Here is an 18250-nt window from a genome sequence, read left to right on the forward strand (position 1 = left end):
TTTTTCGATCGTAGCATTCCGACGTATTTTGTCGTGCATCCTGCGCGAAACGAATCAAACCGGCAAATATGATTTTTTCAGCTACTAGCATTAGTGACACTAATAATTAGACGGACAAAAGTCTGACTCAGACGTCAGACGGTCGCGCCACAACGGCCCCATGCCTGTTAGAATGCGCGGCTATTTTCTGGCGACCCCCGGTTTCTAGCATGTCCCGACTCAATCCCCGGCAGCAGGAAGCCCGTGACTATGTCGGCGGCCCTCTTTTGGTGCTCGCCGGTGCAGGTTCGGGCAAGACCAGCGTGATCACGCGCAAGATTGCCCACCTCATCCAGAACTGCGGCATCCGCGCCCAGTACATCGTGGCGATGACCTTCACCAACAAGGCCGCGCGCGAGATGAAGGAGCGGGTCGCCACCTTGCTGCGCCCGGGGGAAGGCCGTGGCCTCACCGTGTGTACGTTCCACAACCTGGGCCTGAACATCATCCGCAAGGAACACGAGCGCCTGGGCTACAAGCCGGGTTTCTCGATCTTCGACGAGTCCGACATCAAGGCGTTGCTGTCGGACATCATGCAGAAGGAATACTCCGGCGACGACGGCATCGACGAGATCAAGAACATGATCGGTGCCTGGAAGAACGACCTCGTTCTGCCACCAGAGGCCCTGGAAAAGGCGCGCAACCCACGCGAGCAGACCGCCGCCATCGTCTACACCCACTATCAGCGCACGCTCAAGGCGTTCAACGCGGTGGACTTCGACGACCTGATCCTGCAGCCGGTCAAACTGTTCCAGGAGCACCCCGAGGTGCTGGAGCGCTGGCAGAATCGCGTGCGTTATCTGCTGGTGGACGAATACCAGGACACCAACGCCAGCCAGTACCTGCTGGTGAAAATGCTGATCGGCATGCGCAACCAGTTCACCGTGGTGGGCGACGACGACCAGTCGATCTACGCCTGGCGCGGTGCTCGCCCTGAGAACCTGATGCTGCTCAAGGAGGACTACCCCTCCCTGAAGATCGTCATGCTCGAGCAGAACTACCGGTCCACCAGCCGCATCCTGCGCTGCGCCAACGTGTTGATCGCCAACAATCCGCATGCGTTCGAAAAGCAGCTGTGGAGCGAGATGGGCGTGGGCGACGAGATCCGCGTGATCCGCTGCAAGAACGAGGAAGCCGAGGCCGAACGCGTGGCCATGGAAATCCTCACCTTGCACCTGCGCACCAACCGACCGTACAGCGACTTTGCCATCCTTTACCGCGGCAACTACCAGGCCAAGCTGATCGAACTGAAGCTGCAGCACCACCAGGTGCCGTATCGCCTGTCGGGCGGCAACAGTTTCTTCGGCCGCCAGGAGGTCAAGGACCTGATGGCCTACCTGCGCTTGCTGGTGAACCCGGACGACGACAACGCCTATCTGCGGGTAATCAACGTACCGCGCCGGGAAATCGGCTCCACCACCCTGGAAAAGCTCGGCAACTACGCCACCGAGCGCGGCATTTCGATGTACGCCGCCAGCGAGGAACTGGGCCTGGGCGAGCACTTGGACGCCCGCTACACCGAGCGTTTGCAGCGCTTCAAGCATTGGCTGGATGGGGTGCGCCACAAGGTTGCCCTGGAAGACCCGATTGCCGCGCTGCACGAGATGATCCGCGACATCGACTACGAAAACTGGATCCGCCAGCAGACTGCCAGCGACAAGGCTGCAGAGTTCCGGATCAGCAACGTCTGGTTCCTGGTGGAAGCGCTGAAAAACACCCTCGAGAAGGACGAAGAGGGTGACATGACCATCGAAGACGCCATCGGCAAGTTGGTGCTGCGCGACATGCTCGAGCGCCAGCAGGAAGAAGAAGAAAACGCCGAAGGTGTGCAGATGATGACCCTGCATGCCTCCAAGGGCTTGGAATTCCCCTACGTGTTCATCATGGGCATGGAAGAGGAAATCCTCCCGCACCGCTCCAGCATCGAGGCCGACACCATCGAAGAGGAACGCCGTCTGGCCTACGTGGGCATCACCCGCGCGCGCCAGACCCTGGCCTTCACCTTCGCCGCCAAGCGCAAGCAGTACGGTGAAATCATCGATTGCACGCCCAGCCGGTTCCTCGACGAACTGCCTCCGGACGACCTGGCCTGGGAGGGCCTGGACGACGCGCCGGTCGAGGTGAAGGCCGCTCGCGGCAACAACGCCCTGGCCGATATCCGGGCAATGCTCAAACGCTGATCAACCATTACTCTTTAACTTTGCCGCTTTTAGCGGCCACGGTGGTTTGTATGGCCGATTTGAACTCACAGATCGGCCATACGGACCACTATCTACATCGAGGAAATCACAGTGGAAGCACTGCATCAGAAGATTCGCGAAGAAGGCATCGTGCTTTCCGATCAGGTTCTCAAAGTCGACGCGTTTCTCAACCACCAGATCGATCCCGCGCTGATGCAGCTGATCGGTGACGAGTTCGCTCGCCTGTTCGCCGACGCCGGCGTGACCAAGATCGTTACCATCGAAGCCTCGGGCATTGCCCCGGCGGTGATGACCGGTCTGAAACTGGGTGTGCCGGTCATCTTCGCTCGCAAGCACCAGTCGCTGACACTGACCGAGAACCTGCTGACCGCCTCGGTATATTCCTTCACCAAGCAGACCGAGAACACCGTGGCCATCTCGCCGCGTCACCTCAACAGCAGCGACCGCGTGCTGGTGATCGACGACTTCCTGGCCAACGGCAAAGCCTCGCAGGCGCTGATCTCGATCATCAAGCAGGCAGGCGCCACCGTGGCGGGCCTGGGTATCGTGATCGAGAAGTCGTTCCAGGGCGGCCGTGCCGAGCTGGACAGCCAGGGCTACCGCGTTGAATCGCTGGCCCGGGTGAAGTCGCTGGAAGGTGGTGTGGTCAGCTTCATCGAATAAGGCCTCACCGCCCCGGCGTAGGAGCGGGTTTACCCGCGAATGCGATGGCAGATTCAATATCGCATTCGCGGGTAAACCCGCTCCTACAGGCGACAGTGTGCGCAAGCGATTAACTTGTAGCCTGTAAGCCTGCCAGCAGTAGCCGCTGATAAAGCTCCTCTTTAAACCCTTGCGGAACCTCCAGCCCCATCCGCGCCAGATGCCGCTCATACCCTTCCGGCCCCGGTGCATCCAACGCTGCCTTGCCCAGCTCCAACACCTCGCTCAGCTTGAACTTGCTCTTCAACCAGTTCAGCGCCCGCAACAGATCCTGCTCCTCGGCCGTAAAGTCCGTGCCCATCGGATACGCCGGGAACAGCCGCGCATGCTGTGCACTGATCGCCTCCAGGCGTTGCAGGGTATTGTCGGTAAAGCGCGCCTCCAGCTGAAAGTCGTCGGCAAGCTTGCCAGCTTCTTTGGCCTGCTTGATCAGGCCCGGCTGGAACCGCGAATCGCTCACCGCCAACAACCGCGCTATCACTTCGCTGTCAGTCTGCCCACGCAAGTCCGCAATGCCGTACTCGGTCACCACGATATCGCGCAGGTGCCGGGGAATGGTGCAGTGGCCATAAGTCCAGAACAGGTTCGAGGTCACCTCTCCGCCTGCCTCGCGCCAACTGCGCAATAGCAAGATCGAACGCCCGCCCTCCAGCGCATGGCCCTGGGCAACGAAGTTGTACTGCCCGCCCACGCCACTGAGCACGCGGCCGTCTTCAAGCTGGTCGGCCACCCCGGCGCCGAGCAGGGTCATGCCGAACGCGGTGTTGATGAAGCGCGCATCACGACGTTGTCGGCGCTTGAGTGCCTCCTGCCCATATAGCTCGTTGATGAAGCTGATACGGGTCATGGCAAACTGCGCGCGCTGCTCCAGCGGCATCTCGCGCAAGCGCTGGTAGAACGCTTGCGGGCCGAGGAAAAAGCCGCCATGCAGTATTGCGCCCTGCTCGTCCGCCGGGCGTCGTAGCAGCCCTGCTTCAGCCAGCACCAGCAGGCCGTTGACGAACATCTCGCTGCAGCCGTACAAGCCGTGGGCAAAGGTGTCCAGGCCCCCTTCTCGCTCGATCAATGTCTGCCACGGTCCGACATCCAGCGCCTTGAGCACCGCACGGTAACCGGCGTTGTCGCCCTGACGTGCCAGCAATGCCGCAGCAACCGCATCGCCCATGGCACCAATGCCGATCTGCAGCGTACCGCCATCGCGTACCAGGCTGCTGGCGTGCAGGCCGATGCAGTGGTCCTGAATGCCGACCGGCATGTTTGGCGTGGAAAACAGCCGACGTTGCTCGGCTTCGTCGAGCAGCAGGTCGAACGCATCGATAGGCAGCTCGGCATCGCCTGGCATATAGGGCAGTTCGGCATGCACCTGGCCCAGCATGAGGATGGTTTCGCCTGCAGCGCGGCGCTTGGCAATCATCGGCAGCAGGTCGAGGGTGATGTCTGGGTTGCAGGCCAGGCTCAGGTGCACGGGCTTTTCGGGGGTGGCTGCCACCAACTGGGCGATCAGGTTCAGGCCTTTGGCGTTGATATCCCGTGCGGCATGGCTGTAGTTGCTGCTGACGTAGTCCTGTTGGGCCGATTCGCTGTGCAGCAGGCTACCGGGCTGCATGAAGAACTGTTCGACTCGGATGTTCGGCGGCAGGCTGTCGTTGCGCAGGTCTGCGAGGTAACTGAGCTCTTCGTAGTCAGCGAACACTCGCTCGACGAAGGGTTCGAGAAAACGCCGTTGCAGGCCATCGCCCAATGGCGGGCGGCCAAGGGAAAGTGCGGTATAGATGGTCAAGCGCCGTTCGGGCAGCTCGCGTACGCGGGCGTAAAGCGCGTTGACGAAGGCATTGGGTTTCCCCAGACCCAAAGGCAGGCCCATATGGATATGGGTTGGCAGCCGGGACAAGACCTGCTCGACAGCCTGGTCGATGGAGCAGAGGTGCATGGGGCCTCCTGAAACATCCGTGGGTTCAGGGGTTGGACATAGGGCTGAAGTAATTGGTTGCCTGTACCGGCCCTTTCGCGGGCACGCCCGCTTCCACAGGATTAACACAACCTTCAGGTCCTGTGGGTACCTGTGGGAGCGGGCTTGCCCGCGAAGAGGCCGACCCAGGCGACAAAAAAACAAAGCCCGCCATCAACGGCGGGCCTCATGCAGTTCAGCTGTAAATCACAGCCCGGACATTTTCTTGATCGCCTCTTTCAGGTCTTCATCCGAGCAGTCTGCACAGGTGCCCTTTGGCGGCATGGCGTTGATGCCAGTAATGGCCTTGGCCAGAATGCCATCCAGGCCGCCTTGGTGGTCGGCGCGTTCTTTCCACGCGGCGGTGTCACCAATTTTAGGCGCGCCGAGCAAGCCGCTGCCATGGCAGGCATTGCAGTGCTTGGCGATGATTTCATCCGGCGTCTTGGCTCCCCCGCCACCTGCTGCAGCGGCCACTTCCATGCCTTTGCACTCCTGGCCCTGGACGCACACCTGGCCAACCGGCTCCAGGCGTTTGGCAATGTCGTCATTGGTCGCAGCGGTTGCGCTCATTGCCCAGAGGGCGAATACGGCTGCTGGTACGGCCAGCATCTTCTTGATTTGATTCACGCGAACACCCTCATGGTGGCTAATCACGCTCGCGGCCACGGATCGGCGAGCGTTGAAAAGTATAGCGGGAACCCAGAGGCCGTGAAACGACCCCACACAGGAAAGGGGTATTGCCGAATCAATGCACTGCGCTGGATCAAAAGTTTGAAGGCGTCGCCGCACTGATCAGCCGCGCCGGCTGGTCGAAGGGGTTGCGGAAGCGGTGCGGGCGGGTGCTTTCGAAGTAGTAGCTGTCGCCTTCTTCGAGAACGAAAATCTCGTTGCCGACCACCAGCTCCAGGCGGCCTTCAAGCAGGATACCGGTCTCCTCGCCGTCGTGGGTGAGCATCTCGGCACCGGTGTCCGCACCTGGCGGGTACACCTCGGTCAGAAAAGCGATGGCACGGTTGGGGTGCGACTTGCCCACCAGCTTCATGGTCACAGCACCGTCCGAGATATCGATCAGCTCATGGGCCTTGTAGACGATCTGAGTGGGGCTTTGGGGCTCCAGCTCGACCGAAAAGAATTCGACCATGGACATGGGAATGCCGCTCAGCACTTTGCGCAGCGAGCTGATAGAGGGGCTTACGCTGTTCTTCTCGATCATCGAGATGGTGCTGTTGGTCACGCCAGCACGCTTGGCGAGTTCGCGCTGCGACAGGCCCTTGAGCTTGCGGATGGCTTGCAGTCGTTCGCCGACGTCCAAAGCTGGAGCCTCCTGAAACGGTGAAAGGGGGGTGGATGTGAACGATATCATGGCAATGCCGTTCAGTATTTACAACACACCGCCCCCAACCTGTCCGCTTCAGCGTCTCATTCGCCGATGTAGTCCCGTGGTACCCGCTTCAGGTTACAGAAGATCTGGTAGGGAATAGTGCCCGCATGCGCGGCCACTTCACTGGCCAGCACCTGCTTGCCCCAGAATTCGACCGGGCTGCCGACAGTGGCTTGCGGTACGTCGGTGAGGTCGATGCTGAGCATGTCCATCGACACCCGGCCGATCAGCTGGGTGCGCTTGCCAGCGACCAGCACCGGGGTGCCGTTGGGCGCCTGGCGCGGGTAGCCATCGGCATAGCCCATGGCGACCACACCCACGCGGGTCGGCCGAGGGCTGACGAACTTGGCACCATAGCCAACCGGCTCGCCGGCAGGCAGCTCGCGCACGCTGATCACCCGCGATTGCAGGGTCATCACCGGTTGCAGGCGTGCGGCCTCGGCCTGCGCCACTTCGAACGGCGTGGCGCCGTATAGCATCAGGCCTGGGCGCACCCAGTCGCTGGGCGCTTGCGGCCAGCCCAGCACGCCGGGCGAGTTACGCAGGCTGCATTCGGCGGCCAGGCCCAGTCGGGCAGCTTCGAACACAGCGATTTGCTGGGAGGTAGCGTCAGCGTCCAGTTCGTCGGCGCGAGCGAAGTGGCTCATCAACACGATGCGCGAAACCTTGCCGCTGGCCAGCAGTCGCTGGTAGGCATCGTGGTAGTCCTTGGGGTGCAGGCCAACGCGGTGCATGCCACTGTCCAGCTTCAGCCAGACGTTGAGCGGTTTGTGCAGCGGGGTTTTCTCGATGGCTTCCAGTTGCCACAGCGAGTGCACCACGCACCACAGGTCGTGCTCGGCGATCAGCGCCAGTTCGCTGGCTTCGAAAAAACCTTCCAGCAGCAGTACCGGGGCTTTGATACCGGCGGCGCGCAGTTCCAGCGCCTCTTCGATGCAGGCCACGGCAAAGCCGTCGGCTTCGGCCTCCAGGGCCAGGGCGCAGCGCACGGCGCCGTGGCCGTAGGCATCGGCCTTGATCACGGCGAGGGCTTTGGCACCCGTCAGTTCACGGGCCAGACGGTAGTTGTGGCGCAGGGCCTGGAGGTCGATCAGGGCGCGGGCGGGACGCATGGCGGCTGCCTTATGGTGGTTCGGGTTGAAATCGGTGGTGGATTCTTCGCGGGCTTGCCCGCTCCCACAGGTAGTGCACAGCGTTCAAAAGCTGTGGTGTACCTGTGGAATGGGCCGGCACAGGCTATTACTGCTGGTGAACCGGCGCGCTTTGCCCGTGCTTGGCCACTTCCCGGCTGTTGCCATAACGGGAGATATCCAGGCCTTCGGCACTGATCTGCGGCTTCTTGCGCGCAATCAGGTCGGCCAGCAGGCGGCCGGAACCGCACGCCATGGTCCAGCCCAAGGTACCGTGACCGGTGTTCAGGAACAGGTTGCGGAACGCCGTGGCCCCCACGATCGGTGTGCCGTCCGGGGTCGCCGGGCGCAAGCCGGTCCAGAAGCTGGCCTGGCTCAGGTCACCGCCGCGAGGATAAAGGTCGTTGACAATCATCTCCAGCGTTTCGCGCCGACGCGGGTTCAGCGACAGGTCAAAACCAGCGATTTCAGCCATGCCACCAACGCGGATGCGGTTGTCGAAACGGGTGATGGCAACCTTGTAGGTCTCGTCGAGAATGGTCGAAGTCGGGGCCATGTCGCTGTTGGTGATCGGCACGGTCAGCGAATAGCCTTTCAGCGGATACACCGGAGCCTTGATGCCCAGCGGCTTGAGCATCTGTGGCGAGTAGCTGCCCAGCGCCAGCACGTAGCGGTCTGCCGTCTCCAGCTTGCCGTCGATCCACACGCCATTGATGCGGTCACCGGCGAAGTCCAAGCGCTGGATGTCCTGGCCGAAGCGGAACTCCACGCCCAACTTCAACGCCATGTCGGCAAGCTTGGTGGTAAACAGCTGGCAGTCGCCAGTCTGGTCGTTCGGCAGGCGCAGGGCGCCGGCCAGGATATCTTTCACGCCGGCCAGGGCGGGTTCGACGCGGGCAATGCCGTCGCGGTCGAGCAGCTCGTAGGGCACACCGGACTGTTCGAGTACGGCAATGTCCTTGGCCGCAGCATCGACCTGGGCCTGGGTGCGGAACAGCTGGGTGGTGCCCAGGCTGCGGTTTTCGTAGTTGATGCCGGTTTCGGCGCGCAGCTCGTCGAGGCAGTCACGGCTGTACTCGGACAGGCGCACCATGCGCTCCTTGTTCACCGCGTAGCGGCTGGCAGTGCAGTTGCGCAGCATCTGTGCCATCCACAGGTACTGGTCGACATCGCCCGTGAGCTTGATGGCCAGAGGGGCGTGACGCTCCAGCAGCCACTTGATGGCTTTGAGCGGTACACCAGGGGCAGCCCAGGGCGAGGCATAGCCGGGCGAGATCTGGCCGGCGTTGGCAAAGCTGGTTTCCATGGCCACCGCCGGCTGGCGGTCGACCACCGTGACTTCGAAACCTTGCCGGGCCAGGTAATAGGCACTGGCGGTTCCGATTACACCGCTACCAAGTACCAGAACTCGCATCGTTTTATCCCTCACACGCGGCGCGCCGCACACTTTTATTGAAATGGCATGAATGGGCGCAGTATAGGAATTTGAGACCAGTGCAATTCACTATATAAAAGCCTATTATTGGCGAGAATTCTCGGCAAAATCGCCTTTCACGGAGGGGCATCCCCTATGAGAACCCAGCACCAGACCAAGCGTGAACTGGACAAGATCGACCGCAACATCCTGCGTATCCTGCAGAATGACGGGCGTATTTCCTTCACCGAACTGGGCGAGAAAGTTGGGCTGTCCACCACCCCTTGTACCGAGCGGGTTCGCCGCCTGGAGCGCGAGGGCATCATCATGGGCTACAACGCCCGCCTGAACCCGCAACACCTCAAGGGCAGCCTGCTGGTGTTCGTGGAAATCAGCCTGGACTACAAGTCGGGCGATACCTTCGAGGAGTTCCGCCGCGCGGTCTTGAAGTTGCCCCATGTGCTGGAATGCCACCTGGTGTCGGGCGACTTCGACTACCTGGTGAAGGCGCGTATTTCGGAAATGGCCTCGTACCGCAAGCTGCTCGGCGACATCCTGCTGAAACTGCCGCACGTGCGCGAATCGAAGAGCTACATCGTGATGGAAGAGGTGAAGGAGAGCCTCTGCCTGCCGATCCCGGACTGAGGCTACACCAGCACCTGGCGGGTGGTGGCAATGAACTGGTGGACCAACTGTTCAGCGGCGGGGTCGATCATCGGTTCAGGGCCACGACCACGCGGGCAGGCCATGCGCGGGGTGGTACCGAACAGCCGGCAGATCATCGGCCGCTCTTCATACACCGTGCAGCCGTGGGGGCCCAAGTGCACGCAGTCCAGACGCTCCAGAGCAGCGTCCTGCTCGGCTTGGGACTTGCGCGGCAGGCGGGCCATTTCTTCCGCCGAGGTGGTGACCGGGCCGCAGCAGTCGTGGCAGCCGGGCTCGCACTCGAAAGAGGGGATGAGTTCGCGCAGGAAGTGGATCTTGTGGCGGTTGCAGGACATGACGGGATACAAGCTGACAAAGTGATTGGATTATAGGCTTATTTGCGGGTTCACCCGCGAACGAGTATGAAGCCCTCGCTGGTTGCCCGGCCGCGATGGCACAGCTTATCCTCGTCCCCCCTCCATTTTTAAGGGCCGCCCCAATGATCCACAGCGCGCAGCACGCCGCCTCCTATTACGCCGCCAGCAGCGCGCCACACCCCGACCACGCCTTCCTGCAAGGCGAACACAACGCCGACGTGTGCATCATCGGCGGCGGCTACTCGGGCCTGAACACCGCCATCGAGCTGGCAGAGCGTGGTTTCTCGGTCATCCTGCTGGAAGCGCGCAAACTTGGCTGGGGTGCCAGTGGGCGCAATGGCGGTCAACTGATCCGAGGGGTCGGCCATGGTCTGGAGCAGTTCCTCCCGGTCATCGGCGAAGAAGGCGTGCGCACCATGAAACTGATGGGCCTGGAGGCCGTACAGATCGTGCGCGAGCGGGTAGAAAAGCATGCCATCGCCTGCGACCTGGCCTGGGGCTACTGCGACCTGGCCAACAAACCCGCCGAGCTGCTGGGCTTTGCCCAAGACGCCGAGGAGCTGCGCAGCCTGGGCTATGCACATGAGTTGCGGCTGGTCGGCAAGGACGATATCCACAGCGTGGTGGGTGCCGACTGCTATGTGGGGGGGCTGGTCGACATGGGCTCCGGGCATCTGCATCCGCTCAATCTGGCATTGGGTGAAGCCGCCGCAGCCGCCCGCCTGGGCGTGAAATTGTTCGAGCAATCCGAAGTCACCCGCATCGACTACGGCACTGAAGTGCAGGTGCATACTGCCCAAGGCCGGGTACGCGCCAAGACCCTGGTACTGTGCTGCAACGCCTACCACAACGACCTCAATCGCGAGCTGGGCGGCAAGGTGCTGCCGGCCGGCAGCTACATCATCGCCACCGAGCCGCTGGGCGAAGAACGCGCACGCGCCTTGCTGCCGCAGAATATGGCGGTGTGTGACCAGCGCGTGGCGCTGGACTACTACCGCCTGTCCGCCGACCACCGCCTGCTGTTTGGCGGTGCCTGCCACTATTCTGGCCGCGACCCGAAGGACATCGCCGCCTATATGCGGCCGAAGATGCTCAAGGTGTTCCCGCAGCTTGCCGACGTGCGCATCGACTACCAGTGGGGCGGCATGATCGGCATTGGTGCCAATCGCCTGCCGCAGGTTGGCCGCCTGGCCAGCCAGCCGAACGTGTATTACGCCCAGGCCTACTCGGGCCATGGGCTCAACGCCACCCACCTGGCCGCGCGCCTGCTGGGTGAAGCCATCAGTGGCCAGGAAAGCGGGCGCTTCGACCTTTTCAACAAGGTGCCGCACATCACCTTCCCTGGCGGCAAGCACCTGCGCTCGCCACTGCTGGCGCTGGGGATGCTGTGGCATCGCCTCAAAGAGCTGGCCTGAAAGTCCCCATCCTTGTGGCAGCAACTGTCTTGCTTAAAATCTAAAAGCTGACTAGCCCCCTGTGGGAGCGGGCGTGCCCGCGAACACGGGCGAAGCCCGTGCCATCCTCTGCGACGCCTGCTTCGCGGGCATGCCCGCTCCCACAGGGTCGGTGCAAGTTTCAAGTCTGGGGCACAACAGGCCCTCCAGCGACCACCGTGTCAGTCCTTCCAGAAGGGTTTCCGCCCTTCGATCCGGGCCTGCTCCCAGCTCAGCCCGACATCGCGCAACTCGTCATCGGTCAGCTGCAGCAACGCCCTGCGGGTATGCCAGCGATGCAGCATCAGCCCCCAACGCCCCAAACCCTCTGGCGCGTTGAACACCTTGGCCTGCTGCCCGGCTTCCAGTTCCTTGGCCAACAGTTGCAAGCGCACATCGCTCATGCCACCCATCACCGCATCCTCCCGTCCAGTTGTTACCGTGGAGAAAGCATGCGCGTCGGCACCCTCGACAATACAGATCCAATACAGCCTTATTATTCCCATACAGAATTGGCCGCTGGCCGACTGAATGCTGTATTTTCAGCCCAACTGTACCGGTCGCTATGCCAATGCAGCGCAGGAGTATGCCTTGACCCTCTACCTGAATCTCGCCGAAATACTCGGCGCCCGCATCGAGCAGGGCCTCTATCGCCCTGGCCAGCGCCTGCCATCTGTGCGCGCACTGAGTGAGGAACACGGGGTCAGCCTGAGCACCGTGCAGCAGGCCTATCGCATGCTCGAAGACAGCGGCATGGTCTCGCCGCGGCCCAAGTCCGGCTACTTCGTCAGCGACCAACGGCAGTTGCCGGCACTGCCCGCAGTCAGCCGCCCGGCCCAGCGCCCGGTGGACATCTCGCAGTGGGAACAGGTGCTGGAGCTGGTGCGCAGTACGCCGCGCCAGGATGTGGTGCAACTCGGCCGCGGCATGCCCGACATCGACAGCCCTACCCTGAAGCCGCTGCTGCGTAGCCTTGCCCAGTTGAGCCGGCGCCAGGACATGCCTGGCCTGTACTACGACAACATCCACGGTAACCTGGCCCTGCGCGAACAGGTGGCCCGGCTGATGCTCGACTCCGGCTGCCGCCTGGGGCCGGCCGACCTGGTGATCACCACCGGCTGCCATGAGGCGCTGTCATGCAGCATCCGCGCGGTCTGCGAGCCAGGCGACATCGTCGCGGTCGACTCGCCCAGCTTCCACGGCGCCATGCAAACCCTCAAAGGCTTGGGCATGAAAGCGCTGGAAATCCCCACCGACCCAGTCACCGGCATCAGCCTGGAGGCGCTGGAGATGGCCCTGGAGCAGTGGCCGATCAAGCTCATCCAGATCACCCCCAGCTGCAACAACCCGCTGGGCTACATCATGCCCGAGGCACGCAAGAAGGCCTTGCTGAGCCTCGCCCAACGCTATGACGTGGCGATTCTGGAAGACGATGTGTACGGCGACCTGGCCTATACCTACCCACGCCCACGCACCTTGAAGTCGTTCGACGACGATGGCCGCGTGCTGCTCTGCAGTTCGTTCTCCAAAACCCTCGCGCCCGGCCTGCGGATCGGCTGGGTGGCGCCCGGACGCTACCTGGAGCGCGTGCTGCACATGAAATACATCAGCACCGGCAGCACCGCCAGCCAGCCTCAGCTGGCCATCGCTGACTTCATCGCCGCCGGGCACTACCAGCCCCATGTACGGCGCATGCGCAGCCAGTACCAGCGTGGCCGCGACCTGATGGGCGACTGGGTGACCCGCTACTTCCCGGCGGGCACCCGGGTCAGCCGGCCCCAGGGCGGCTTCATGCTGTGGGTGGAATTACCTGAACATCTCGATACGCTTCGGCTGAACCGCGCTTTACTGGAGCAGGGCGTGCAGATTGCCGTAGGCAGCATCTTTTCGGCCTCGGGCAAGTTTCGCCACTGCCTGCGCATGAATTTCGCCGCCAGGCCAACGCCGCAAATCGAAGCCTCCGTGCGCAAGGTTGGTGAAACCGCCCTTCGTCTACTGGATGACGAAAGCGCCGACGCGTAACTTTGCGCCGCCCGTCACGGTCAAACCCCTAAAGCCCTTGCTGCACAGGACGGTCCACCCTTGAGACTCCAGCGAGCCTTGCCTCTGCTGCTGGTGTTGTTGCTCGGCCTTGCCGGTTGCACAAGCATCAGCGCACCCCGCGAAACCAGTCAGGCGTTGCCTGCCCACGAATCGGCCTTTGGCCGCTCGGTGCTGCGCCAGGCCGCGCCCTATGGCGGCCGCTCGGGCTTTCGCCTGCTGCCCAACAGCAACGAGGCATTTCGCGCCCGCGCCGAACTGATACGCAACGCCCAGGCGAGCATCGACCTGCAGTACTACATCGTCCACGACGGCCTCAGTACCCGCGCCCTTGTGCATGAACTGCTGCGCGCCGCCGACCGTGGCGTGCGCGTGCGTATCCTGCTCGACGACACTACCAGCGACGGTCTGGACACCGTCATGGGCACCCTCGATGCCCACCCGAACATCCACATTCGCGTGTTCAACCCACTGCATCTGGGGCGCAGTACCGGCGTTACGCGCGCCGTGGGCCGGCTGTTCAACTTGTCGCGCCAGCACCGACGCATGCACAACAAGCTGTTCCTGGTAGACAACAGCATGGCCATCGTCGGTGGCCGCAACTTGGGCGACGAGTATTTCGATGCCGAGCCCAACCTCAACTTCACCGACATCGACCTGTTGGGCGTGGGCCCGGTAGCGGAGCAGTTGGGGCACAGCTTCGACCAGTACTGGAACAGCGCCCTCAGCCGGCCGATCACCGACTTCCTCTGGCATGACCCGGATGCCAACGACCTGCGGGCCAGCCGCCAGCGCCTGGAAGTGTCGCTGGCCAAAGCCAGGACCCAGCGCAAGGCCCTGTACGACCGCTTGATGGCCTACCAGTCGCAACCGCGCCTGGATGTGTGGCGCAACGAGCTGATCTGGGCTCACGCCCAGGCGCTATGGGATGCGCCCAGCAAGGTGTTGGCCGAAGACGAACCGGACCCGCAATTACTGCTGAGCCAGCAACTGGCACCGGACCTGGCTAACGTGCACCGCGAGTTGGTCCTGGCATCGGCCTACTTTGTACCGGGCGAACCGGGGCTGCTGTACCTGACCGGCCGCGCCGACGCTGGCGTTTCGGTGAAGCTGCTGACCAACTCGCTGGAAGCCACCGACGTGCCAGCAGTGCATGGAGGCTATGCCCCCTATCGTCGTGCCTTGCTTGAGCACGGGGTGCAGCTTTACGAGCTTCGCCGCCAGCCAGGCGACCCCAGCGCGGGGCGATTGAGTTTCCGTGGCAGCTCGGATTCGAGCCTGCACACCAAGGCGATCGTGTTCGACCGGCGCAAGACCTTCATCGGCTCGTTCAACTTCGACCCGCGCTCAGTATTGTGGAACACCGAGGTCGGGGTACTGGTGGACAGCCCGGAGCTGGCCGAATACACCCGCGAGCTGGCCCAGCAGGGTATGGCGCCTGCGCTGAGCTATCAGGTGAAACTGATAGGTAACAAGCTGGTGTGGGCGACCGAGGACAATGGCCAACGGCACGTGCTGACGTCTGAGCCGGGCGGGATCTGGCGGCGCTTCAATGCCTGGATCAGCAAGGCGGTTGGCTTGGAGAAGATGCTATAGCGGCGATTCCGGGGCCTTGCGGCCCCCAAAATCATCAGGCAGAAACCGGCTCAAAGGCTCCGCGCCGCCGGGTCAATACCACCAACCCCGCAGCCCCGGCCGCCATCAGGAACAGCAACGCATGCCCGCTGATCCACTGGCTCCCCGCCCCCGCCAACAACGGCCCGAGCAAACAGCCAATGCCCCACAGCTGGGCCACGTGGGCATTGGCCCGTACCAACTCATCATCGCGGTAGCGCTCACCGATCAGCACCAGCGACAAGGTGAACAAGCCGCCGGCACTGGCGCCGAACAACACCCACAACGGCCAGATAACCGGGGTGTGCAACAGCAGCGGGATCGCCAGGCTGGACACCAGCAGGGTCACCGCACAGCCAGTGAACAGGGTACGTCGCGACATATGGTCGGCCAGCGCGCCGATGGGCAATTGCAGCACCGCATCACCCACCACCACGGTACTAACCATGAACAAGGCGATTTCGGTGCTGAAGCCCTGCTGCAGGCAATACACCGGCAGCAAGGTGAGGATCATCGCCTCGAACGAGGCGAACAGGGCAATGGCCCAGGCAATTACCGGCAAGCGTCGGCAGAAGGCGAACAGGTCGCCAAAGGTGACACTGCAGGCTTCCGTGCTCGGCGCCCCACCACGCCCCAGCAGAACCAGCGGCGCGGCCAGCAGCAGGCCGGTCGCAGCCCAGAAGCCGAAGTCGTCATCAGAGCCGAGGAAACCCAGCACCAACGGCCCGGCCAACTGGCTCAGGGCGTAGCTGCTGCCATACAGCGCCACCAACCGGCCACGCCACTGTTCGACCACCAGTTGGTTGATCCAGCTTTCGCCGAGGATGAACACCACGGTCAGGGACATGCCGATCATCAGCCGCAGCAGCAGCCATAACGGGTAACTAGGCAGCAGCGCGAGCAAGCCAATCGACAGCGCCCCGCCCCACAGGCACAGGCGCATCGCCGAAGGTACGCCAACCCAACCTGCCAGGCGGCTGGCCAGGCTGGCGCCGGCCAGTACGCCCAACGCCGGCATTGCCGCCATCACGCCGATGGCGAAGCTGCCGTAGCCCCAGGCCTCCAGGCGCAGGGATACCAGCGGCATGCTCACGCCAAGCGCCAGCCCGACACTGAGCACCGATGCCAGTACGGCGAAGTAGGTACCCCAACGCATTACAGCCTCCCAGCCAATATTTCCAGGGGCCCATTTGCGGGCAAGCCCGCTCCTGCAACGGTCACTAAGACCTGCAGGAGCGGGCTTGCCCGCGAAAAGGACCTACCGGGTTACAGCTTGATCCAGGTCGCCTTCAGCTCGGTGTACTTCTCCAGTGCGTGCAGCGACTTGTCACGGCCGTTGCCCGACTGTTTGAAGCCACCGAACGGCGCGGTCATGTCGCCACCATCGTACTGGTTGACCCAGACGCTGCCTGCACGCACGGCACGGGCGGTCTTGTGGGCCTTGGAAATGTCCGAGGTCCAGATACCCGCTGCCAGGCCATACGGGGTGTCGTTGGCAATGGCCACGGCTTCTTCGGCGGTATCGAAGGCAATCACCGACAACACCGGGCCGAAGATTTCTTCCTGGGCAATGCGCATGGCGTTAGTCACGCCGTCGAAGATGGTCGGCTCGACGTAGGTGCCGCCGGTCTCTTCCAGGGTGCGCTTGCCGCCGGCCAGCAGCTTGGCGCCGTCCTTGTGGCCAGCCTCGATGTACGACAGCACGGTGTTCATCTGCTGGGTATCGACCAAGGCACCGACAGTGGTCTGCGGGTCCAGCGGGTTGCCTGGTTTCCAGCCCTTCAGGGCCTCTACCACCATCGGCAGGAACTTGTCCTTGATCGAACGCTCGACCAGCAGGCGGGAACCTGCAGTGCACACTTCGCCCTGGTTGAAGGCGATGGCGCTGGCGGCGGCCTCGGCGGCAGCTTGCAGGTCCGGGGCATCGGCAAAGACGATGTTCGGGCTCTTGCCACCGGCTTCCAGCCAGATGCGTTTCATGTTCGATTCGCCCGCGTAAACCATCAGCTGCTTGGCGATCTTGGTCGAACCGGTGAACACCAGGGTGTCCACGTCCATGTGCAGGGCCAGTGCCTTGCCCACGGTGTGGCCATAGCCTGGCAGAACGTTCAGCACGCCAGCCGGGATACCGGCTTCGATCGCCAGTTGGGCGATGCGAATGGCAGTCAGCGGCGATTTTTCGGACGGCTTGAGTACGACCGAGTTACCGGTGGCCAGTGCAGGGCCGAGCTTCCAGCAAGCCATCAGCAGCGGGAAGTTCCAAGGTACGATGGCACCGACCACACCTACCGGCTCGCGGGTAACCAGGCCAAGCTGGTCATGCGGGGTCGGGGCGACTTCGTCGTAGACCTTGTCGATGGCTTCAGCAGTCCAGTGAATGGCTTGGGCCGCACCTGGGATGTCGATGCTGGAGGAGTCGCCGATCGGCTTGCCCATGTCCAGCGTTTCCAACAGCGCCAGCTCTTCAACGTTCTTGCGCAGCAGGTCGGCGAAGCGGATCAACTTGGCCTTGCGCTTGGCAGGGGCCAGCTGCGACCACACGCCGGAGTTGAAGGTGGCACGGGCATTTTCAACAGCGCGGTTGGCATCGGCCAGGTCGCAGCTGGCAACCTTGGCCAGGAAGCGTCCGTCGACCGGGCTCAGGCACTCGAAGGTTTCACCGGATACGGCATCGGTGTATTCGCCGTTGATGAAGGCACGGCCTTCGATCTTCAGTTGCTGGGCACGTTGTTCCCAGTCCGCACGGGTCAGGGTGGTCATACGAAACTCCTCCTCTTGTTTAGGTGCAACGCCGCACTGAGGACTCACAGGCGTTGTCAGAATTCTGGCCGGGCGCCACGCGCACACTGGCAAGCGATACCCTAAACCAGCCGGTGTAAACTATCAATATATTTGACACGAGAGGCTCAAAAGCCTACTGATGTTCATTTTATTAAACAACAACAGGAGCCGAACCATGAGTATTGATAGCATCATCGACTTCGCGCAGGTCATCACCGAAGCCGAACGCTACCGCCCGGCTGCAGAGAAAATTCTCAAGGGCGAGCCGGACCAGGCGGTCTACAACCATTATTCCAGCCCGTGCGGGCAGTTTGCCGCTGGCGTATGGGAAGGTGAGGTGGGCCAGTGGACAGTGAACTACACGGAGCACGAATACTGCGAGATCGTCCAGGGCGTTTCGGTGCTGCGCGACCAGGACGGTGGGGCGAAAACCCTGCGTGCCGGCGATCGGTTCGTCATCCCCGCCGGCTTCAAAGGCACTTGGGAGGTGCTGGAGCCGTGCCGTAAGATCTATGTGATGTTCGAGCAGAAATAACTATGTA

At 62.5% G+C, this 18250-nt stretch carries 16 protein-coding genes; 7 read left to right on the top strand and 9 right to left on the bottom strand.

The features are described 5' to 3' along the window. Positions 1-209 precede the first annotated feature (209 nt). On the top strand, positions 210-2219 hold the full coding sequence (gene rep / locus FQ668_RS25735) for a DNA helicase Rep (RefSeq protein ID WP_003253537.1): 2010 nt from the start codon (positions 210-212) through the stop codon (positions 2217-2219). A 111-nt stretch (positions 2220-2330) separates the two neighbouring features. Further along, the gene (locus tag FQ668_RS25740) at positions 2331-2903 is read left to right on the top strand and encodes a xanthine phosphoribosyltransferase (protein WP_003253535.1); all 573 of its coding nucleotides are present in this window, start codon (positions 2331-2333) and stop codon (positions 2901-2903) included. Positions 2904-3012: 109 nt separating this feature from the next. On the opposite strand, the gene FQ668_RS25745 is transcribed toward FQ668_RS25740, so the two are convergent. The 5 genes from FQ668_RS25745 to dadA form a co-directional block, all read right to left on the bottom strand. After that, entirely contained in the window at positions 3013-4872 is a 1860-nt protein-coding gene (locus FQ668_RS25745) for an acetyl-CoA hydrolase/transferase C-terminal domain-containing protein (protein ID WP_019436935.1), read from the bottom strand. A gap of 225 nt (positions 4873-5097) precedes the next feature. Beyond that, on the bottom strand, positions 5098-5502 hold the full coding sequence (locus tag FQ668_RS25750; protein WP_033724653.1) for a cytochrome c5 family protein: 405 nt from the start codon (positions 5500-5502) through the stop codon (positions 5098-5100). Between the two features lie 154 nt (positions 5503-5656). Further along, entirely contained in the window at positions 5657-6205 is a 549-nt protein-coding gene (locus FQ668_RS25755) for a cupin domain-containing protein (RefSeq protein WP_003253526.1), read from the bottom strand. A gap of 107 nt (positions 6206-6312) precedes the next feature. Then, positions 6313-7386, bottom strand: a complete 1074-nt coding sequence (gene alr / locus FQ668_RS25760) for an alanine racemase (protein ID WP_019436933.1) — start codon at positions 7384-7386, stop codon at positions 6313-6315. 127 nt (positions 7387-7513) lie between these two features. After that, entirely contained in the window at positions 7514-8818 is a 1305-nt protein-coding gene (dadA, locus tag FQ668_RS25765) for a D-amino acid dehydrogenase (RefSeq protein WP_014592842.1), read from the bottom strand. A 156-nt stretch (positions 8819-8974) separates the two neighbouring features. On the opposite strand from dadA, the gene FQ668_RS25770 reads away from it, so the two are divergent. After that, positions 8975-9463: an Lrp/AsnC ligand binding domain-containing protein gene (locus tag FQ668_RS25770; protein WP_003253520.1), complete on the top strand. Its 489-nt coding sequence runs from the start codon at positions 8975-8977 to the stop codon at positions 9461-9463. Between the two features lie 2 nt (positions 9464-9465). Here the strand turns inward: FQ668_RS25770 and FQ668_RS25775 are convergent, their stop codons facing one another. Then, positions 9466-9819, bottom strand: coding sequence for a YkgJ family cysteine cluster protein (locus FQ668_RS25775; protein WP_012054091.1), 354 nt, complete (start codon positions 9817-9819; stop codon positions 9466-9468). A 143-nt stretch (positions 9820-9962) separates the two neighbouring features. Between FQ668_RS25775 and FQ668_RS25780 the strand changes: the two genes are divergently transcribed. Continuing rightward, complete coding sequence (locus FQ668_RS25780) at positions 9963-11255, top strand: FAD-binding oxidoreductase (protein WP_019436932.1); 1293 nt, start codon at positions 9963-9965, stop codon at positions 11253-11255. Between the two features lie 200 nt (positions 11256-11455). Here the strand turns inward: FQ668_RS25780 and FQ668_RS25785 are convergent, their stop codons facing one another. Next, entirely contained in the window at positions 11456-11686 is a 231-nt protein-coding gene (locus FQ668_RS25785; RefSeq protein ID WP_003253515.1) for a DUF1127 domain-containing protein, read from the bottom strand. A 178-nt stretch (positions 11687-11864) separates the two neighbouring features. Between FQ668_RS25785 and FQ668_RS25790 the strand changes: the two genes are divergently transcribed. Both FQ668_RS25790 and FQ668_RS25795 read left to right on the top strand, forming a co-directional pair. Next, positions 11865-13295, top strand: coding sequence for a PLP-dependent aminotransferase family protein (locus FQ668_RS25790; RefSeq protein WP_162470263.1), 1431 nt, complete (start codon positions 11865-11867; stop codon positions 13293-13295). 60 nt (positions 13296-13355) lie between these two features. Continuing rightward, a complete protein-coding gene (locus FQ668_RS25795; RefSeq protein ID WP_014592845.1) occupies positions 13356-14909 on the top strand; it encodes a phospholipase D family protein in 1554 nt (517 codons plus the stop codon). 34 nt (positions 14910-14943) lie between these two features. Here FQ668_RS25795 and FQ668_RS25800 read toward each other — a convergent pair whose 3' ends face one another. Further along, positions 14944-16083 (bottom strand): MFS transporter, encoded by a 1140-nt coding sequence (locus tag FQ668_RS25800; protein ID WP_003253511.1) that lies wholly within the window; start codon positions 16081-16083, stop codon positions 14944-14946. 110 nt (positions 16084-16193) lie between these two features. Continuing rightward, entirely contained in the window at positions 16194-17687 is a 1494-nt protein-coding gene (locus FQ668_RS25805; RefSeq protein ID WP_010955785.1) for an aldehyde dehydrogenase, read from the bottom strand. 196 nt (positions 17688-17883) lie between these two features. Here FQ668_RS25805 and FQ668_RS25810 point away from each other — a divergent pair, with 196 nt between their 5' ends. Beyond that, the gene (locus tag FQ668_RS25810) at positions 17884-18243 is read left to right on the top strand and encodes a cupin domain-containing protein (RefSeq protein WP_003258971.1); all 360 of its coding nucleotides are present in this window, start codon (positions 17884-17886) and stop codon (positions 18241-18243) included. Positions 18244-18250 lie beyond the last annotated feature (7 nt).

The sequence above is a fragment of the Pseudomonas sp. Kh14 genome, assembly GCF_900291005.1.
Lineage (GTDB): Bacteria > Pseudomonadota > Gammaproteobacteria > Pseudomonadales > Pseudomonadaceae > Aquipseudomonas > Aquipseudomonas alloputida.